This window comes from Cellvibrio sp. PSBB023, from assembly GCF_002007605.1.
Classification (GTDB): Bacteria; Pseudomonadota; Gammaproteobacteria; order Pseudomonadales; family Cellvibrionaceae; genus Cellvibrio.
Genome location: NZ_CP019799.1, coordinates 3698226 through 3718286, shown reverse-complemented (window position 1 = coordinate 3718286; position 20061 = coordinate 3698226). Strand labels below are relative to the sequence as shown.

14 protein-coding genes and 1 pseudogene are annotated in these 20061 nt (G+C 50.6%); 10 read left to right on the top strand and 5 right to left on the bottom strand.

The features are described 5' to 3' along the window. Positions 1 to 4: 4 nt before the first annotated feature. Together B0D95_RS16000 and B0D95_RS15995 are read right to left on the bottom strand one after the other, a co-directional pair. Complete coding sequence (locus B0D95_RS16000) at positions 5 to 1453, bottom strand: HlyD family type I secretion periplasmic adaptor subunit (RefSeq protein WP_078044831.1); 1449 nt, start codon at positions 1451 to 1453, stop codon at positions 5 to 7. After that, positions 1446 to 3632, bottom strand: coding sequence for a type I secretion system permease/ATPase (locus B0D95_RS15995; RefSeq protein ID WP_078044830.1), 2187 nt, complete (start codon positions 3630 to 3632; stop codon positions 1446 to 1448). The genes B0D95_RS16000 and B0D95_RS15995 overlap by 8 nt, the downstream gene beginning before the upstream one ends. 161 nt (positions 3633 to 3793) lie before the next feature. Here B0D95_RS15995 and B0D95_RS21155 point away from each other — a divergent pair. The 4 genes and pseudogenes from B0D95_RS21155 to B0D95_RS15975 all read left to right on the top strand — a co-directional run. After that, positions 3794 to 3956: pseudogene (locus B0D95_RS21155) on the top strand (IS3 family transposase); the annotation flags it as partial. Positions 3957 to 3978: 22 nt separating this feature from the next. After that, entirely contained in the window at positions 3979 to 4089 is a 111-nt protein-coding gene (locus tag B0D95_RS21150) for an integrase core domain-containing protein (RefSeq protein WP_078045796.1), read from the top strand. A 134-nt stretch (positions 4090 to 4223) separates the two neighbouring features. Further along, positions 4224 to 4496, top strand: coding sequence for a carbon storage regulator (locus B0D95_RS21145; RefSeq protein WP_078044828.1), 273 nt, complete (start codon positions 4224 to 4226; stop codon positions 4494 to 4496). Between the two features lie 349 nt (positions 4497 to 4845). Next, a complete protein-coding gene (locus B0D95_RS15975) occupies positions 4846 to 5205 on the top strand; it encodes an ATP-binding protein (protein ID WP_078044827.1) in 360 nt (119 codons plus the stop codon). A 12-nt stretch (positions 5206 to 5217) separates the two neighbouring features. Here B0D95_RS15975 and B0D95_RS15970 read toward each other — a convergent pair whose 3' ends face one another. Then, positions 5218 to 6933 carry a bifunctional diguanylate cyclase/phosphodiesterase gene (locus B0D95_RS15970; RefSeq protein WP_078044826.1) on the bottom strand — a complete coding sequence of 572 codons (1716 nt, stop codon included), beginning with the start codon at positions 6931 to 6933 and terminating at the stop codon, positions 5218 to 5220. A 226-nt stretch (positions 6934 to 7159) separates the two neighbouring features. Here B0D95_RS15970 and rep point away from each other — a divergent pair, with 226 nt between their 5' ends. Beyond that, entirely contained in the window at positions 7160 to 9181 is a 2022-nt protein-coding gene (rep, locus tag B0D95_RS15965) for a DNA helicase Rep (RefSeq protein ID WP_078044825.1), read from the top strand. 228 nt (positions 9182 to 9409) lie between these two features. Beyond that, positions 9410 to 12718, top strand: a complete 3309-nt coding sequence (locus tag B0D95_RS15960; RefSeq protein ID WP_371452398.1) for a TonB-dependent receptor — start codon at positions 9410 to 9412, stop codon at positions 12716 to 12718. Between the two features lie 122 nt (positions 12719 to 12840). Here B0D95_RS15960 and B0D95_RS15955 read toward each other — a convergent pair whose 3' ends face one another. Further along, positions 12841 to 13245, bottom strand: coding sequence for a cytochrome c5 family protein (locus B0D95_RS15955; protein WP_168172469.1), 405 nt, complete (start codon positions 13243 to 13245; stop codon positions 12841 to 12843). A 259-nt stretch (positions 13246 to 13504) separates the two neighbouring features. On the opposite strand from B0D95_RS15955, the gene prsK reads away from it, so the two are divergent. The 4 genes from prsK to B0D95_RS15930 all read left to right on the top strand — a co-directional run bounded on the left by prsK (position 13505) and on the right by B0D95_RS15930 (position 19097). Continuing rightward, the gene (gene prsK / locus B0D95_RS15950; protein ID WP_244904600.1) at positions 13505 to 15550 is read left to right on the top strand and encodes an XrtA/PEP-CTERM system histidine kinase PrsK; all 2046 of its coding nucleotides are present in this window, start codon (positions 13505 to 13507) and stop codon (positions 15548 to 15550) included. 9 nt (positions 15551 to 15559) lie between these two features. Beyond that, on the top strand, positions 15560 to 16957 hold the full coding sequence (gene prsR, locus B0D95_RS15945) for a PEP-CTERM-box response regulator transcription factor (protein WP_078044822.1): 1398 nt from the start codon (positions 15560 to 15562) through the stop codon (positions 16955 to 16957). A 247-nt stretch (positions 16958 to 17204) separates the two neighbouring features. Beyond that, on the top strand, positions 17205 to 18212 hold the full coding sequence (locus tag B0D95_RS20470) for a fibronectin type III domain-containing protein (RefSeq protein WP_149867931.1): 1008 nt from the start codon (positions 17205 to 17207) through the stop codon (positions 18210 to 18212). Between the two features lie 189 nt (positions 18213 to 18401). Further along, complete coding sequence (locus tag B0D95_RS15930; protein WP_168172468.1) at positions 18402 to 19097, top strand: PEP-CTERM sorting domain-containing protein; 696 nt, start codon at positions 18402 to 18404, stop codon at positions 19095 to 19097. Between the two features lie 62 nt (positions 19098 to 19159). Here the strand turns inward: B0D95_RS15930 and B0D95_RS15925 are convergent, their stop codons facing one another. Further along, positions 19160 to 20026 carry a glycosyltransferase gene (locus B0D95_RS15925; RefSeq protein WP_246841628.1) on the bottom strand — a complete coding sequence of 289 codons (867 nt, stop codon included), beginning with the start codon at positions 20024 to 20026 and terminating at the stop codon, positions 19160 to 19162. Positions 20027 to 20061: the final 35 nt, after the last annotated feature.

Here is a 20061-nt window from a genome sequence, read left to right as displayed (position 1 = left end):
AATTTTATCTTTCACGAATACTTTCCTGCTTATACCTCAGCAGTGGCGACAAGAAATACTCAATCACTCTGCGCTGCGTAGTTTTTACTTCCGCCGTTACCGCCATGCCCGGAATCAGTTTGACGGATTTTGCTTCTACACGAATAGTGCTCTTGTGCATTTTTAAATGCATGGTGTAAACCAGGCCGAGCTTTTCGTCGATGATTGCATCATCTGAAATATGTGTCACTGTTGCATCAATCAAACCGTATTTGGTGAAGGGAAAGGTATGGACTTTGATTTCAGCAGCCATGTCTTTTTGCACAAAACCCACATCCTGATTGCCGAGCATGACTTGAACTTCCAGACTTTCTTCTTCGGGCACTATGATCATTAATTGCTGTGCTTCCGTGACGATACCGCCGATAGTATTGATGGCGAGTTGCTGCACATAACCGGATACGGGAGCGTAGAGGACTTGTTTATTATTTATATCCGTCGCCTTCACCAGCTCTTCTCTGATGGTGGCGATTTGATTGCGGCTGTCAGCAATTTGCGTGAATAGTTTTCCAAGCGTGTCAGCTTTGAGTGCATTAATTTGTTGTTGGGCTTCGTTAATGGCGGCATTTAATTGCTGCTGCATTTGTTGCTGTGTAGCCAAGTCTTGCACTCGCTCGATTCGCTGTTGTTCCAGTTCAAGATATTCCACTTCAGATGCCATATTTTTAGCGTAGAGGCTTTCCAGTGCCCTCGCCCGCTTGGTAATCATTGGCAGGGTTTGCTGGAGCTTTTTAATGGTTTCCTGATTGCCAATTTTTTCACTCTGCACTTTTTTAAGCACGCTATCCAGGCTGCTTAATTGTGCCTGATATTGTTGCCACTGTTCCCAGGTTTTTTGTTGGTGCAGCAGTATTTCAGTTTCTGTTGGTTTAATTTCCGCATGGACTTTGAGTTGGATGTCAGTGGCCACACTGGGCTGCGTATTGAGTTTTTTATCTGGGGTTATTTCTGTATTAGATATACTGACTAAAAATGATTGTAGGGCTTCTGCTCCAGCAAGGTTAAGGCTCGCATTGTGCAATTCCTGCTGCATGCGTGCTTGATCGGCAGCGGTGATTGTACGATCCAATTCAATCAGCGCGTCCCCCTGATTGACAAACTGCCCTTCTTTTACATGAATAGCTTTTACAAACCCTTTTGTAAGCGGCTGTATTTGTTTGACTCGACTACTTGGAATAATTTTCCCTTCTGCACTGGAAATAACATCCACTTTGCCAATGCATGCCCAAATAATCGTAAGCAAAAAGAGTGTAATGAGTACCCAAGCAAGCCAACGAACCAAGGGATTGGGCGGAGACTCCTGCAATTCCAGTGCGGCAGGCATAAATTCGGCGAGATTTTGGTGTTTTGAACCATCTCCAAGTGTGGCACGCTCACGCCAGGCATCAGCCAGTTGCTGGAAAAAATTAGTCATGGACTACCTCCAGCTTCGGGCTTGTGTGTGAGTGCGTTGAAGTATTTTTCGTTTGCGGGATGTGTTGTTGGTAAGCGTGCAGCTGTGCGTAATAGCCTTGCTGCTGCAGGAGTTCATCGTGCGGACCCTGCTCTATGATATTGCCTTTGCTCATCACAATAATGCGATTACAGATACGCACCGTACTCAAACGATGGGCAATAATAAATACCGTGCGACCTTTACAGATCTCGGCCATGTTGTCCTGAATTATCCGCTCAGACTCATAATCCAACGCACTGGTGGCCTCATCAAAAATCAGAATACGCGGATTGGTCAGGAGTGCACGCGCAATCGCTAAGCGCTGGCGTTGCCCACCAGAAAGATTGCTGCCCTGCTCACCGACCATAGTGTCGTAGGCCTCAGGCAAGTCGACAATAAACTCGTGGGCACCGGCGAGTTTGGCAACGGCAACAATTTGCTCCATCGGTGCGGCGGGATTAGTGAGCGCGATATTTTCCCGTACGGTTTGATTGAACAAAAAATTCTCTTGCAATACCACACCGATATTACGGCGTAGCCAAACGGTATCGACCATCGCCAGATCAACGCCATCCACCAATACACGGCCGCCTTCAGGCAAATACAAGCGCTGGATTAATTTGGTGAGTGTGCTTTTACCTGAACCGGAGCGGCCAACAATACCGATAATCTCACCGGATTTTACTTGCAAGTTAAAGCTGTCGAGAATGACTGGTCCATCGTGGCGGTATCGAAAGCGCACATGTTCGAAACTCACCTCCCCCGCAATAGAGGGCAAGGTGGAGCGATTGGGGTTATAGCCCGGCTCACGAGGAGTATTGAGGATATCACCCAAACGTTCGATGGAAATACCCGCTTGTTGAAAGTCTTGCCAGAGTTGCACCAGTTTTAAAATGGGGCCACTGACGCGGCCGGCGAGCATATTAAAGGCAATCAACTCACCTACGGTAAGCTCACCACCAATAACCAGATGTGCTCCCCACCAAATAATACCGAGTGTCATGAGTTTATTAATTAAACCAGCAATTTGATTTGCGACGTTACCAAGATTTTGGCTACGAAAAGAAGCACTGACATAATTGGCTAACTGATCTTCCCACTTGCGCTGCATTTGCGGTTCTACCGCCATGGCTTTTACAGTTTGCACCCCAGTAACTGACTCAGTAAGGAAAGCGGTATTTGCAGCACCATATTTAAACTTCTCATTCAGACGATAACGCAGGATGGGGGTAATAAAAATAGATAAGAGTATGTAACAAGGTATAGTCGCAGCGACAACAAAGAATAATATGGAGCTGTAGCACCACATCACCAATAAGAAAACCATAGTAAAGCCCAAATCGAGTATGAGCGTTAAGGCACTGCCAGTAATGAAATTGCGGATAGTGTCCAGTTCATGCACTCGCGCGACATTTTGACCCACCTGCCTAGCCTCAAAATAACCCATCGGCAAGGCCATCAAGTGATGGAACAAACGTGAGCCCAATTCTACGTCAATACGGCTGGTGGTGTGTGTCATCACATAACTGCGAATACCTCCGAGCACTGCTTCAAAAAGCGCAATCGCAAAAAAGGCAAAAGCGATGACGTCGAGTGTGCTGAAGCCGCGATGTACCAAGACTTTGTCCATCACCACCTGAAACAACAGCGGCGTGATCAAACCAAACAATTGCAAAAAGAACGAAGCTATTAATACTTCGCCAAACAGCTTGCGGTGTTTAATGAGTGACGGAATAAACCAGCTGATATCAAACTTTTGTTGCAGGCTTTCACGAATACCGAGGCGGCGACTAAGAAAAATTACTTCACCTGACCAAAGTGAAATAAACTCATCAGCGCTTAATGTCTTTGGAATTTGTTCGCGTAAATCCTGCACTAGCACCTTAGTAGGCACACCATTCTCTTCAGCAATACGTGCAAGAATGATGTAATCACCATCTTTGGTTTTGATGATAGCGGGTAAGCTGGAACCGATTAGCTTAGCAAGCGGAAATGTAAAGCGCTTTGCTTTAAAGGTTAGCGCTTTAGCGGCTCGGAGTATTTCGGTGTGGCTAAAAGGTTGACCGGGTATTGCAAATTGGTGGGAAATTTGTGCCGCATCAGCGGGTAATTGGTGAAATCCTGCAAGTGCTACCAAGCACTGTAAACCTGTATCCATGGAAATCCTTGTACAACAAATACGTAGTTCATTTACTACAGAATTCTAGCGTTGATTAATCATCCAAAACAACTACACAAAAAGCATAAAAGAAATAAAAAAAAGCATTTTCGTAATAAGAAACTTGGGCTTTGAAGTGGTCTAATTAGACCACTTCACAAGGGCTGATTCACCACTCGGACCGAGGATCGCAATATGCGAGCCTGAAATACCAAGCCTCATTAAAACAGCACAGAGCTGTGTGTTCCATGAGCCGCAAGGGAAATTGTTGGGATAATGCAGCGGTAGAACGTTTCTTTAGCAACCTGAAGCGTGAAATGATCAGGGATAATTATACCGTAATCGGATAGAGGCAATTCGTGATGCGCTGGCTTATATTGTTGACTGGTACAACTCACGCAGGTTACATTCGACGTTGGGTTATAAAACTCCAATTGAATTTAAAAAGTGTACTTAACTTTTTTGGTTTTTATTGACCACTACATATGGCACAGAATTTTTTTAATTCTGATTAACGTCTAGATTTTTTGATTTAGAGAATTTACGATTAGATATTAGAATGATAACAATCATATTGAAAGGGAGTTTAATATGCTCGTACTCACACGCCGTCCGCACCAAGTAATTCACATACACACTAGCGATGGCTTGATCGAGGTTCATCTCAATGATTGCAACTCCAATCAAGTAAGACTGGGTTTTGTTGCGCCTGCCAACGTAAAAATTATGAGAGAAGAGATAGACGAGCCCAATGAGGACTCACTGTGCGTCAGCAGGCCAGAAAATCTGGTGCAGGCTCGAAGAAACGCAGCGCCTTCCTTGTTGCGCGCATTATTCACCCCCGGCTCAACCGGAAGCCAGTGAAGCTCTGCTGACTGCCCACGCAATTCCTGCAAAACACCCTTATCTGCCGAGCCACCACCGTAAACCGCGCTTTTTTCATCCAACATCTCTTAGATTCGTCCGACTTATACTAAAAAATAGAGTTTCGTAGATAGTAAATTGCTGGAGGTTTTCGCTTCATTCGCTTTACGACCGATCACAACAAGCGGGCAGGTTATCTTTTGGCGCTTGACACCAAGCGGGCCGCCACTGAAAAATGTAGGGAATAATTTGTTGGGCCAAACCACTGGATAATGCATTGTTTTTACTCATTATTTTTAGAATACCCCCTACAAAATCTGCATATTCCAGATTCGTATAATGGGTAGATATGCACGTACCTGTGCGCGCACTGCGCCAGGGGGAGTTGCAAACCAAAACACTGGGCGATGGCAGCGATACTATCCGCCAGCGGGTAGAAGCGGCGCGCAACCGGCAGTTGGCGCGGCAGGGCAAGGCCAACCATCAACTGAGCGCACCGGAATTGGAAACTTACTGCGAGTTGACGCAAGCCGATAAAAACCTGCTGGAGCAAGCGATTGAAAAGCTGGGGCTATCGACGCGGGCCTATCACCGGGTGCTGAAACTGGCGCGCACCCTGGCCGATATGGCCGGACGGGATCATTTAACGACCGTGGATATCAGTGAAGCGCTGAGTTATCGCACGCTGGATCGACAACTCAGCCAGTAAAGCGATTCCCCATCAATTCAATTTGGATTGATGGGGAATATTGGATTCCTGTAACCAGGCGAGGATTTCCGCATAAGACCTGGACTCGGTGATGTACCGCCCCTGCATCAGATCACAGCCCATTTCCTTCAGCCATTGTTTTTGGTCTTTGGTTTCTACCCCTTCGGCCACCACCAGTTTGCCCAGATTGTGGGCCAGGGTAATCATGGCGGAGACCAGGCGTTTATCGGTATGACTGCGGTTTAATTCCTGCAAGAAGCCGAGGTCGATTTTGACGGTGCTGATCGGCAAGCGCTGTAAGTGCAGCAGCGATGAGTTGCCAGCACCAAAATTATCGAGCAGGAAATTGATGCCGAAAAACGACAGCGGGCGCATGCACAGGGATACTAAATCAATGTTGTCGGCAAAGACTGTCTCGGTGATTTCAAATTCAACATCGCCCGGCTGGATGTCGTTGTCCGCAAAAATCCGCGCGACTTCGTGCACTAGGTTCTCGTCTTTGAATTGGCGCATGGACAGGTGGATCGACATCATCAACTGCTCATCCCAAAAGCCTTGTAACAATTTAATATCGTGACAGGCCTGACGCAGTACCCAGTAGCCAATCGCGGTAATAACGCCACTTTCTTCGGCGGTAGCGATGAACTCGCTGGGGTTGAGCAGCCCAACGCCGGGTTTATCCCAGCGCAGTTGGGCTTCCAGCGCGACCACTTTGCCGGTCGCCATATCGATACGCGGGCTGTAGTGCAGGACAAATTGCTGGTAACGCAAAGCCGCACGCAGGTCAGCTTCCTGACGCAATTGACGGCGCACATCCTGATTCATCATTTCAGTAAAGAAGCGGTAATTGCTACCCGACAGTTGCTTGGCTTTGTACATCGCCATATCGGCGTGTTTGAGCAGGGTATCGGCATCGCGCCCGGCTTCGGGGTAGATGGCGATACCGATACTGCAGCCCACCACCACTTCGTGGCCGTTGATATCCGCGGGCTGCTGGATGGAATCAATCACTTTTTGCGCGATGTGGGCAACATCAGTGCTGTTGGCGATATTTTGCAGCAGCAGGGTGAATTCATCGCCACCCATGCGCGCTACCGAATCGCTGCGACGCAGGCAGGCATTCAAACGTTCGGCGCAGATGCGAATAATCGCATCGCCCGCATCGTGGCCAAAATTGTCGTTGACCTGCTTGAAGCCGTTGAGGTCGATAAACATCAGGGTAAAGCTGGTATGGTCGCGCTCGGCCAAATGCACAGCGTGCTCCAGCCGATCACGGAACAGGATGCGGTTGGGAATGTCGGTGAGCGAGTCGTAATGGGCGAGACGGGTGAGGTGCTGCTCGGTTTGTTTGCGCTCGATGGCATAGCGCAGCGCGCGCTCCAGCAGCAGGTGATCAATTTGACCTTTGATCAGGTAATCCGCCGCCCCGGCGCGGATCGCCTCGCGGTCTACTTCGGTTTCCATCTCATCGGTCATGACCACAATCGGGGTTTGGCAGGCTTGCACCCGCGCCGCATTGAGCAGATCGCGCGCGCTTTCCTCGCCCCAATAGTAATCGAGCAACACCACGTCAAATTGCTGGGAGAGAATTTTGGGCAGCGCCAAATCGAGCTGATCGCACCAGACCAACTCGTAACTGACTTGCCGGATATGTGACAAAATTTCGGCAATGAGCAGGTATTCACCCTGTTCACGGTCGACAAATAAAATGTTGATCTTGTTGTCCATGGAACTCTATCCCTTACCACTTGCTTCACGCATGAACCAATCGACTCAATGGTAACAGCGCACCCAGGCAAACTAAACGGCCTGCCTATAACAAAAAAACACCATAATCCTGACAAGTCGCTCATGCAGTTATAGCGCCAACCGGGCGCCGCAAACAGGCGCAATCTGCATTACAAGCCGGGGGTAGCTTGTTAGAATGCTCCCCCATTTGACCCAGGCATGACCCGTGACCCAACTCAACCCGCGCCAAAAAGAAGCCGTGCTCTATATCGATGGCCCCTGTCTGGTTCTGGCGGGGGCCGGTAGCGGCAAAACCAGTGTGATCACCCGCAAAATCGCCTACCTGATTGAGCAGTGCGATATACCTGCGCGCCATATTGCCGCCCTCACCTTTACCAACAAGGCAGCGCGGGAAATGAAAGAACGCGCCAGTAAATTGGTGAAAGGCAGCGCCTCACGCGGTTTAACCGTGTCGACCTTTCACAACCTCGGCTTGAATATCATTCGCCGCGAACACAAAAGCCTCGGGTTTAAACCCGGTTTTTCCATCTTCGATTCCGAAGATGCGCGCTCCCTGCTCAAAGACCTGATGATGAAAGATGGCGACCTGGACAGCGACCATCTGGATCTGGTGCAGCACCAGATTTCCAACTGGAAAAACGACCTGATCATTCCGGCACGGGCACTGAGTGTGGCCCAAAGTCCGGGTGAACAGGCCATCGCACTGATTTACCAGCGCTACAACCAAGCCCTGCGCGCCTATAACGCCGTGGACTTTGATGATTTGATCCTTATTCCTGTGGAATTGTTCCAAACCAACGCCGAGGTCTTACAGCGTTGGCAGCGCAAGATTCGCTATCTTTTGGTGGATGAATACCAAGACACCAACTCCAGCCAATACCTCTTAGTGCAGTTGATTGTGGGCAATCGCGGCGCGCTCACGGTGGTGGGCGACGACGATCAGTCCATCTATGCCTGGCGCGGTGCGCGCCCGGAAAACATGTCACTGTTAAAGCAGGATTACCCCAGCTTGCGGGTAATCAAACTGGAGCAAAACTATCGCTCCACCAGCCGTATTCTGCGCGTCGCCAACCATTTGATCGCCAACAACCCCCATGACTTTGACAAGGCGCTGTGGAGTGAAATGGGCCTTGGCGATCCCATCCGGGTGCTGCGCTGCAAAAATGAGGACGCCGAAGCCGAGCGTGTCGCCACGGAGATACTCACCCAGCGGCTGCGCAAGCAATACAAATTTCGCGACTTCGCCATTCTCTATCGCGGCAACCATCAGGCGCGCCTGTTGGAAATGAAGCTGCAACAGCACCAGATTCCCTACAAGATCAGCGGCGGCTCATCTTTTTTTGCCAAAACGGAAATCAAGGATGTAATGGCCTATTTGCGCCTCATTGTTAACCCCGATGACGACAATGCCTTTTTGCGCATCATTAACACCCCGCGCCGCCAAATCGGCACCAGTACCCTTGAGGCGCTGGGTGGTTACGCCAGTGAACGCCACATCAGTTTATTTGCGGCGCTGGATGAACTTGGCCTACAAAGTCGCATTCCTGAAAAAAATCTGGAGCGATTACAGCGATTTGCGCACTGGATCAAACAAGTGACACGCAACTGTGGGGGCGACAGGCCGGTGGATGCCATCCGCGAGATGCTCAACGACATAGACTACGAGGGCTGGTTGCACCAGAACTCGGCGAGCAGTAAAGCTGCCGAAAAGCGCATGGAGAACGTGTTTTATCTGGTCGAGTCGCTGCAAAAAACCATCGACAAAAACAGCAGCGACGATGACGAGGGCGAAGAGTCGCGCATTGAAGATGCCGTCGCCAAACTGGTGCTGCGCGACATGATGGAACGTCAGGAAGAGGAAGATCTGAGCGACCAGGTGCAGCTCATGACCCTGCACGCCTCCAAAGGGTTGGAGTTCCCCCATGTGTTCATGGTGGGTATGGAAGAAGAACTATTGCCCCATCGCAACAGTATTGAAGATAACAATATCGAGGAAGAACGCCGCCTCACTTATGTAGGCATTACCCGCGCCCAGCGCACCCTGACTATGACTCTCGCCGGCAAACGCAAACAGTTTGGCGAGATGAGCGAAACCACCCCCAGCCGTTTTCTGGATGAGCTGCCCGTCGATGATGTGGAGTGGGAGGGCTTTGGCGAACAGAGCCCGGAGAAAAATCTGGCCAAGGGAGAGGAGACCCTGGCAAACCTGCTAAACCTGTTCGATTAGCCCACCCGCACCGCTTCCGCCCAGTGCCGCCGCGCACCAGTTTGCCCCACTGCGCAAACTGACACCTGCCATACCTATCCCCGTTTTCATATATGAATCACCAGTTTGCGCTATCCGATCAAACTGGTGCGACGCCTGTGCCAGAGAGGTTGATTATGGCGCCTAATGCCCTCTTTGCCGGAGGTGCATCCATCAGAAACACCTAATAATGAAAACACGAGGTTAGCTATGCTCCCCCATAACAATCAGCAAGGTCACCACAACACTACAGCCACACCCGCCTTTCGTCGCTCACTGCTAACACTGTGCATCATGGCGCTGACCGCGCCTGTGATGGCACAAACCGATAGCAATGGAAACCTGGAAGAGATTGTTGTCACCGGTGTACGCGCCAACCTGGAAAATGCCCAGGACATCAAGCGTAATGCCAACACCGTGGTCGATTCCATTTCCGCTAATGACATAGGCTCCCTGCCCGACCGCAGCGTGCTGGAAGCCATGCAGCGGATTCCCGGTGTATCCATTGAGCGTTTTGCTTCAGCCAACGACCCGGACCACTTCAGTGTGGAAGGCTCCGCCGCAGTGATTCGCGGCATGAACGCTACCCGCTCGGAATTTAACGGCCGCGATTCCTTCACCGCCAACTCCGGTCGCGGCTTGAGCTTCCAGGATGTACCGCCAGAATTGATGGGCGGAGTGGATATCTACAAAAACCAGACCGCCGACATGATTGAAGGCGGGATTGGCGGTACAGTCAGCCTGCGTACACGCAAGCCATTTGATTCCAGCGGCCGTATCGTAGCTGTCTCTGCCGACTACTCCTATGGTGATATGGCCGAAGAATGGACACCAACCCTGTCGGCACTCTACAGCGACCGCTGGGACACCAGTGCCGGGGAATTTGGCTTATTGCTCAATGTGGCGGACTCCTCGCTCACTGGCCTGTCAAACGGTATCCAGAGTGACGCCTACGTAAAATACGATGCAGCGGAATTGGCCGGTGCCGAGCGGTTTGTCGGTGTGGGCGATGGCACTGTGTGGATGCCAAATGGCTCCAACGCCCTGATGAAAAAAGATGAGCGCGACCGCCAGGGTTACGCGGCAGCCCTGCAATGGCAAAACAGCGACAATACGCTGGTCAGCACCCTGCAATTTATGCGTTCGGATGCCACCTTGTCCTGGACCGAATATGCCATCAAATACCAAGGCGGCTATTACGATGAAAACTCAGAGCAAGACATTCGCCGCACCCGCGCATTGGAAGGCACCCAATTAGAGTTCAACGACAGGGGCATTTTCACCGCCGGTACCCTGGTTGATTCCGACGGCTGGCGCGCCGCTGACGGCAATACCAATCGCATTCCACGCGCCTGGGGCGATGATCCGGTAAATATCCCGCAATGGGGCCATATCTTTTCCACGGATACCCGCGTGAAAAGCACTCGCACCCTGGTGGATGACTACGCCTTTAACCTGAAATTCACCCCCGACGATAACTGGGAATACAGCCTCGACCTGCAATACATCGATGCCGAAACCAAAGACGATGACGTGACCATCATGCTCGCCACCCACGCGATGCAAGACTACAGCACCCACGGCAAAACACCGTCGCTGACCCTGATCGAACCGTGGAACGGTTTCCGTACGGCCAACCCGGATATCTACAGTGAGGGCTTCCCCGGCTTCTCCGATGATCCAGCAGGTGATGCTAACTACTTCCAGGACCCTACCTCCTATTTCTGGCAGGCGGCGATGGATCACTACGAGCGCTCCGAAGGCGACTCGCTGGCAGGCCGCATTGATGTTAAACACTCACTGGATGACAGTTTTATCACGGCTATCACCGGCGGTGTTCGCCACGCCGAACGTGAACAAACCGTACGCTACTCTGTTTATAACTGGGGTTCACTCGGGCCACGCTGGCAATCCGACATCTACTGGGCAGACCTGGAAAAAGTCGCTGACCAGTCATACAGCTCCGTGGATTGGAGCGACTTCCATCGCGGTGGCGTATTGACCATTCCCGGTAACAACATGCTTCATGCTTCACCATCACTGGTTAAGGACGTTGTTAATGGTCGCCAGTTGCTGGCCGATGCAGGCTCCTTTGTGCCCGCCAACAAGCGCGCTGGCACCACCAACTACTTCACCCCGTCTGAAGTATTTGTCACCACCGAAACCAACGATGCAGCCTATGTGAAGGTGGATTTTGGCTCTGACGACTACGCGCTGCGTTTCAGCGGTAATCTGGGCTTGCGTTATGTCCGCTTGGAGCGCGATGCACTCGGCTCGGTCCAATACCCTGACCTGCTGCCAGATTTTGCCGTGCCCGAAGGAATCAACCTACCATTGACTGCCGGTGCTGTGGATGCTTGGGCCACCCAAGCCAGCCAGGCACTTTACGATCAAGGCGGCTATGCCGACCTGGCAGCAGCACGCACAGCATTGATGGCCATGCCTGAATCACGCTGGGCGAGCGACCCGAATAACTTCCTGAGCAACAACGAGCGCGGTTTCGGTAACAATGCGTTCACCGTGCAAAATGCTGACACGACCTATTCAACCACCCTGCCCAGCCTGAACCTCAAGGTAGAGCTAACCGACGACCTGATTTCACGCTTTGCCGTCGCCAAAGCCATCGCTCTGCCCGATATGGAAGCGGTGAAAAATCAGGCCAACCTCGATCCATTGTCAGTAACAGTCGTGCAACCGGAAGTTGATCCGGCCAACCCTGGTGCCAGCAGCAGCGGTATTTTGGGTGCGAGCGTAGCAGGATGGCGCGGCAGCTCAGGCAATCCCGGCCTGAAGCCCATGGAATCCACGCAATTTGATGCCTCGCTTGAATGGTATTTCGCCCGTGTTGGATCGCTCACCACTACCTTGTTTTACAAAGATCTGAGCAACTTCTTTGTGTTCGGTAGTTTTGCACGCGACTTCACCAACCCGGTGACAGGCGTTACCCAAACGGTTGAAGTGGAAGGTACCCGCAACGGCGGCGATGGCACCATGCAAGGCTTTGAAATTGCCTATCAGCAGTTCTACGACATGCTGCCCGCACCATGGGACGGTTTAGGTTTGCAGATGAACTACACCTATATCGATGCCAGCGGTGTACCCAATGGCGGTGATGGCAGCTCCGATGGTTTTGCCGGTACCGCCACAGATACAGGCGCGCGCGTCGACTTTGATAAAGTGCCACTGCAAGGCCAATCCAAAGACACCTTCAACATTGTCGCCATGTACGACAAAAATGACTGGTCATTGCGCTTGGCTTACAACTGGCGCTCCAAGTACTTGCTGACAACACGCGACGTCATCAGTAAGTATCCACTCTGGAACGACGATTCAGGCTTCCTCGATGGCTCAGCGTTTTACAACGTCAATGAGAATGTGACTGTTGGTTTGCAATTAACCAATATCGCCAATACCCAAACCAAAACCATCATGATCCTTGATGGACAAGGTGCGGAAGCGGGCCGTTCATGGTTTGTGAATGACCGCCGCGCGGCATTGATCGTCAAAGCCAACTTCTAATCAAAACGGCACTCCCACGGACGGGAGGCGCCATCAACAGTAGCCATAAACAATAAACCCTCGCCATGCAGACCATGGCGAGGGTTTATTTTTGGGTGAAACGGATTTAGCTGGCAGGCAAATTACTTGCTGTTTTCAACCATGTAATCCACAGCACCTTTGATTTCATCATCGGAACAGGCGGCGCACATACCTCTGGGAGGCATAGCGTTAAAGCCACCAATGGCATGGGTATACAGGGTTTCAATGCCCTTGCCGATACGTGGCGCCCAGTCGGCCGAGTTACCGGATTTGGGCGCACCCATTACCCCGGCAGAGTGACAGGTAGTACAAAAGCTGCTGTACACCTCCTTACCGGATTTGGGACCTGCGGCGGCCACAGGGGCTGGCGCGGCCGCACAGGCCTCACCGGACATACAGGTACTACCTACCGGAGCGAGACGCGCCTTGATGTCATCTTCACTGTTGGCAACGGCAGACGCCGCGACCAAACCTGCAACAAACAGTACTCCGAACAACTTTTTCATCTGGATCACGGCGTTTTCCTCGTTAGTATAAAGGCGGCTGGATTTGCTCCAGTAAAGCCCAAGTATAATCTGCCCCCGAGCTTGGGGCGGGTTAATCGTCGGCGCGCATTATAGCGGCAAATACCCACACAGGCGATGGTAGTATTTGATCTTAAAATCAACCGCCGGAGCGATGATTCTATCTGCCAGTGGCAACTGTTATGCTTATTGCCAAAACTTATACCTGCCACTTATTACCCACTTCTGGATTTCGCCCAAGATGGAATATAACAGCGTCACCTTTGTCGCCTATTTTAGTGCTGCCGTTGTCGCTGCCCTGCTTACCGGCACCTACTTGTTCCAGCTCTTGCGCGGCCAGAAAACCTGGATTTTCCTGTGGGCGGCACTGCTGCATACAATCCATTTGGGTGTGATCGCCCTGTCGTTCTCCGGCTACAAGATCCCACTGTATTTACTGATCATTTTTGAATACCTGCATTTTAATGCCTGGGTATTCTGCATCTGGCTATGCCTCAGGCATAACAGCCATCGCCGCCAATTACCGGCCAGCCTGCAATTACTGTTCAGTGGCGGTTGGCCCATTACCGCGCTGGCGATTGTGATGCTCTTTATTCCCAACATGAACCAGGCCGGTTTGTCCGTTTGGTTTGCACTGGGGCTAGCGGTGATTGCGCTGGTGAGTGTGGAGCAACTCTATCGCTTCGCCGCGGAAAATGATCGTCAGATCAAACTCCTGTGCATGAACCTTGCCGCCATCTTCCTCTACGACATTTACCTGTTTACCCACGCGCTGATTTTCAAAGGCCTGGACCCCATGCTCTGGCAATCGCGCGCCGCCGTCTCACTCGCCACCTGCCTGTTTATGGCACTGGGCGGCATTTTGCTGCTGCAGCGCAGTGATCGCCCGGCCAACTTTAATTTGTCGCGCCCTATCGCCTTTTACACCACCTCGCTGGTAGGAGTCGGCATTTTGATCACGGTGCTGTCACTCGGTGGTTACTATGTCCGTTTATACGGCGGTAATTGGGGAACGGTTTTCTACAGTTTGTTATTAGTTGGTGCTGTCCTGCTGATTGCGACGGTCTTTATTTCCAGCCGTATCCGCATGAAGCTATCGGTACTGATCAACAAACACCTGTTTCGCTACAAATACGACTATCGCAATGAGTGGCTGCGGCTGATTAATTATCTGGCCCAGCCCGCCGAGGCCAGTGAAGTCAACCAGCGCGCCTTCTACGCCGTCGCCTCCACCACCAAAGCGCCCGGTGGCGCCATTTGGCTGATCAAACAGGGGTTTTACGAGCCGGTCTATCGCACCAACCTCCCCAACCACGTAACCCTGCAAGAAGAGCCGGTAAACAGCCCTTTTTGTCGCGCCTTTATCGATGCCGAATGGGTATTCATCCCCGACAGTGGCGACAACAAAGCCCTTAGCCAGCACAATGAGTTGCTGCCACATTGGGCGCACAATATTCCCAACCTCTGGCTGCTGTTTCCACTGATTGTGGGCGAGGAGCTGGTTGGCTTTATGGCACTCACCAAACCGGCAGGCGACCAAAGCCTCACCTGGGAAGATCTGGACCTGCTCAAAACCATGGGGCGACAAATTGGCAGCTATCTCAAACGCCACCAACAAGCTGAACAACTCGTTGAAGGCCGCCAGTTTGATACCTACAACAAACTCGTCGCCTTTATTATCCACGACCTGAACAACCTCATCGCCCAACAGGCGCTGGTGGTACGCAACGCCGAGAAGCACAAGGACAACCCCGCGTTTTTTGAAGATGCTATTAAAACCATCAGCAACTCCGTGGACCGCATGAACAACCTGCTCAAAAAGCTGCGCCGCGATGAATCGGATCTGGTCAAACGCCTGTCGATCCTGGAGGTGGTCAATCAAGCGGTCAGCGAGTGCCAGCGCAATACCACCAAGCTCAACGCCGATATCGAGCCCACCGAACGTACCCTCAACGCCGATCAGGTGCGTTTAGTGATGACCATCACCAACTTCATCAAAAATGCGCTGGAGGCCACGCCGGACGACGGACGGGTTCATGTTACACTGCGCGTCAATAACGACTGGGCCACGGTGATTATTGAAGACAATGGCTCAGGCATGGATTGGGATTTTATCCACAACCGCTTATTCAAACCGTTTGAAACCACCAAATCCGGCAAAGGTATGGGGATCGGGGTTTACCTGTCGCGCGAATACATCAGTGAACTGGGTGGCACACTCAATGTTGCCAGTGAACCGGGCGAAGGCACCACCATCACCATGACTCTCCCACTGAACAAGGATTAACGGGACCGCATGAGCAAAACAACTGCCACCAAACCCATTCTGCTGATTGTCGAAGACGACGCGGGCTTGCAAAGCCAATTGCGCTGGCACTTTGACCAATACGAAACGGTTGTTGCAGACAACCGCCAGGACGCCATTGCCGCCATGCGCCAGCATGAAGCGGCGGTTGTCATCCAGGATCTTGGGCTCCCGCCGGATGAAGACGGTGTCGATGAAGGCTTCAAGTGCATACAAGACATACTGCGCCTCTCGCCCAACACCAAAATTATTGTAATGACGGGTAAAACCGACCGCGACAACGCCCTGCGCGCCGTCGCCATGGGCGCCTATGATTTCTATCAAAAGCCGGTAGACCCAAACACCCTGGACCTGATTGTGCAGCGCGCCTTCCACATCTTCGAACTGGAAGACTACAACCGCCGCTTGCACCTCTCCCAACAGGAACCGCTGGAAGGTCTCATCACCAACGATCCTCAGTTACTCAAAATTTGTCGCCAACTGGAAAAAATATCGCCAACAACCGTCACCTGCACATTGCTGGGAGAAAGCGGCACAGGCAAAGAAGTACTGGCGCGAGCTATCCATCAACTCAGCCCGCGCAAGAGCAAGCGTTTTGTCGCCATCAACTGCGCGGCCGTGCCCGAAAACCTCATTGAAAGCGAACTCTTTGGCTACGAAAAAGGCGCCTTCACCGGCGCCAATAAAACCACGCTGGGCAAGGTGGAAACCGCCAATGAAGGCACCCTCTTCCTCGATGAAATTGGCGATATGCCGCTCAACCTGCAAGCCAAATTGCTGCGCTTTTTGCAGGAGCGGGTGATAGAGCGAGTGGGCGGCCGCAGCGAAATCCCGGTGGATGTCCGGGTCATCTGCGCCACCAACAAGGATCTGGAGGCCATGGTACGCGAGGGGAGCTTCCGCGAAGACCTGTTTTATCGCATCTGCGAAATGACAGTGAATATCCCGCCCCTGCGCAACCGGATGGGCGACAAAGTGCTGCTGGCACGCCACTTCAAACTCAAATTCGCCAAAGAACACGGCCAAAATGTCACCGGCTTCACCCCTGATGCCATTGCCGCCATCGAAAACTACAACTGGCCCGGCAACATCCGCGAGATGGAAAACAAAGTAAAACGCGCCGTCATCATGGCCGATGGCAAGTATGTCACCCGGGAAGACCTGGGGTTGGCCGAAGCAGGCGAACTCTCCCTCAACCTGCGCCATGTGCGTCAGGAAGCGGAGCGAGGCGCCATATTGCGCGCCCTGAGTATGACCGACAACAACATCTCCGCCGCCGCCAAACTACTGGGGATCACACGCCCGACGTTTTATGACCTTATCAAAAAGTACGATATGAATATTATCGCCACACCACCCTTTGGCGATGCCGATCTTAGCGGTGAATAGTGAATTCTCAAGGACAAGTCACATATAACAATATGGAATAGAAATGCACACCGATCGCAGAACTAAATATCACAATCCAGCTCGACCCCATCGCTTATTGAAAAAAAATAAAGGCATAAGCCCGTGGCACCACAGGTATCCTGCTAAATGTAATGCGTCACCATAAGGTCGCCACGCAGCAGGATCGTCCGCACAGCAACCACCTCCTCTTATTCCGGCAAACTCCATGCTTTTTTAGGTAGTTACAATGATATTTGGCTCCAAGAAACACCCTATTCACTCGCTCCTGCTCGTCAGCTCACTGGCAATAATCCTCACCGGCTGCGGCGGTGGTGGCCCCGAAAGCGACAGCCCAACAGACAGCAGCACAGCCATCACCCAACCAAGCTCCACACCTGTAACTGCCACCTCATCATCAGCGGCAACCAGCACACAATCCAGTAGCTCTTCCAGTAGCCCGTCATCGATAGCGAAAAGCAGCGCTTCGCTGGTACGTTCATCGTCGAGCTTGTCAAGCTATGTGCGCTCTTCGCGCTCTAGCAGTACAGCACTGGAATTTACCGAAGAGGAATTAACTCCTGAACCAAGCGTCCAGTTGGATCTTCCCCCAAGCACACCAGACAATCTTCTATTGCAAGCGGTTTCGTATAACAGCGCGCTTATTGGATGGCAGGCATCAACAGATGATGTTGCCTTGTCATACTATGAAGTTCGTCGCGATGGCGTTGTCATAGGCACTACCACAGCAGCAGAATTAGAATTTGCCGATATAGCACTCACACCAAACACCTATTACACATACAGGGTCCGAGCAATCGATTCAAAGGGCAATGGATCAAACTTTTCCAATGCTCTCATCACTAAAACATTGCTCACCGCAACCAATACAAGCTCATCCGGTACCTCATCGAGCAACAGCAGTCTTTCCTCAAGTGTCGCAAGTTCATTCTCTTCTGTTGATAACAGTAACTCATCATCAAGTAGTAGCCCATTAACCAGCATTGCACTTAAGTGGCTTCAACCGACCCATCGTGAAAATGGTGAATTAATGGCTCTAACGGATATTGGAGGCTATGAGATACGTTATTACTCTTCAAAAAAACAAACCTGGACCATAGAAACCATCACAAACCCAAATACTAATATGATTATTTTGACAGGCGCCACCGTCGGAGACACATATGAAATTGCTACATTTGACACAGAGGGCCTGTATAGCCGATTTATCTCGCTAAACCCGCAGCCAGTCCAATAACCATATCAAGATGATGACGTCAGAGGGAAGTCGGAAAAATTTACATCAACAAGGTTAAGTGCGCCACAAAAAATACGTAACTCAATGTTTTTAAATGAATTTTAAGTAATGGCACACTTATCGCTTACCACTAGTCAGCTTAGGCTAATTGTAAATCACTCATTTTGTACCAAACAAAGGACGACCCTCATGAAACTCATCAAATACGCAGCTGCAGCGCTTATCGCTCTGGGCTCTTTAAGTGCAAATGCAGGACTAATCTCCGTGGTTGATAGCGGCAGCGCTCAATACGCAGCAGATGTTCCTGCTTATTCAAACAACAACTTCACAACCCCTGGCTACATCACTCCCGGCTCTTACACCATTGCTGGAAGTCTGAAGGCCAATGCCAACCTTCTTGTGACTTATTATTTCCTTGGCCAAGAATCTACTTGGAATAATCTTTTTTCAGTTCCTGGTGATGCGGAGAGCGCACTGAGCAAATCCAACAAGGGCACAATCACAACTACAGTTGCCAAAGACAGCCTTTTTGATTTCCTGTTCACCAGTAATATTCCTGCAACATCAGTAAATCCTGCAAACACCATCTCAGTATCTAATGCAGAAGGTGCTGTTCAAAGCGTCATCAATGGCCGCTTCTATTCTTTTGCTGCTGCGTTGAATGCCACTTTTACTGGTCAAGGTCCAAATGCAAATGCCTCACATGCTGGTTTTTATGATGCAATCCTTTTCCTTGATGATACTGGCCCAAATGCTGCTGATGACGACAACCATGACGACCTGATTATTGGTGTTCGTGTAACTGCAGTTCCAGAACCAACTACCCTGCTGTTAATGAGCATGGGCTTGCTTGGCCTGTTCGGTGCGCGTCGCTTGAAGTCGTAATATTTGCGATTTAATGACATAAAAAAACCCAGCAATGCTGGGTTTTTTTATGTACGAAATATTTACGAAAGAACAACTTTTACTAATGCACGCCATGCACCAATAGACAATGGTTTGATTACCAATGCTGAGCGAATAGCTGCATAAGCTTCTGTTTTGTCACTGGACGCATAATGACGAGCTTTGCGAATATAAAACGCCGACAAGCCAGCATCTCGCTCTTGCTTGGAAACCGCATCAGGATACTCGGCTAAAAAATCTAAAATAATTTTTTCATTTGTCTCAAAGCGCAGCTTCTTATTACTGGATATTTGGTTCTCCATAACCCGATAGTACGCGAGAAACTCGGGGATATATTGAAACCTGTAGCGCGCTGAAAACTTTAACCATAAATCATAATCATCTGCTACGCGGCGCTTTCCACTCATACCTCCCATCTCATTAAAACACTTACGCCGCGTCATAGTAGTATTCATGCTGATAAAATTATCCTTCAGCAATAAGGCAGCAATGCGTCCTGAGTAGCGACGCATATTATGTCGATGCAGCTCATTACCTTGCTCATCGATAGTAATGCAATCCCCATAGACTATATCTGCATCTGGATACGCCTCAAATGCCTCGATAGATTTTTCAAGCTTATCCGATGGCCAATAGTTATCAGAATCCAGGAAGCAAATAAAATCGCCTTTGGCGACAGACAAGGCATAATTACGCGCAACACTTTGACGCTGATTTTCCTGATATAAATATTTAACCCGCGAGTCTTTTTCCGCGTAAGTATTAATGAGTTCACGACTATTGTCAGTGGAACCATCATCCACGATGATTAATTCAAATTCTTTGTAACTTTGAGCAAGCACACTCTCAATAGCGGCAGGCAGAAATGCCTCGCGATTATAGGTTGGCGTAATGATTGAAATAAGCATAGTTTTATCCATAAAGAAAATAGTGCTCGCAGCCC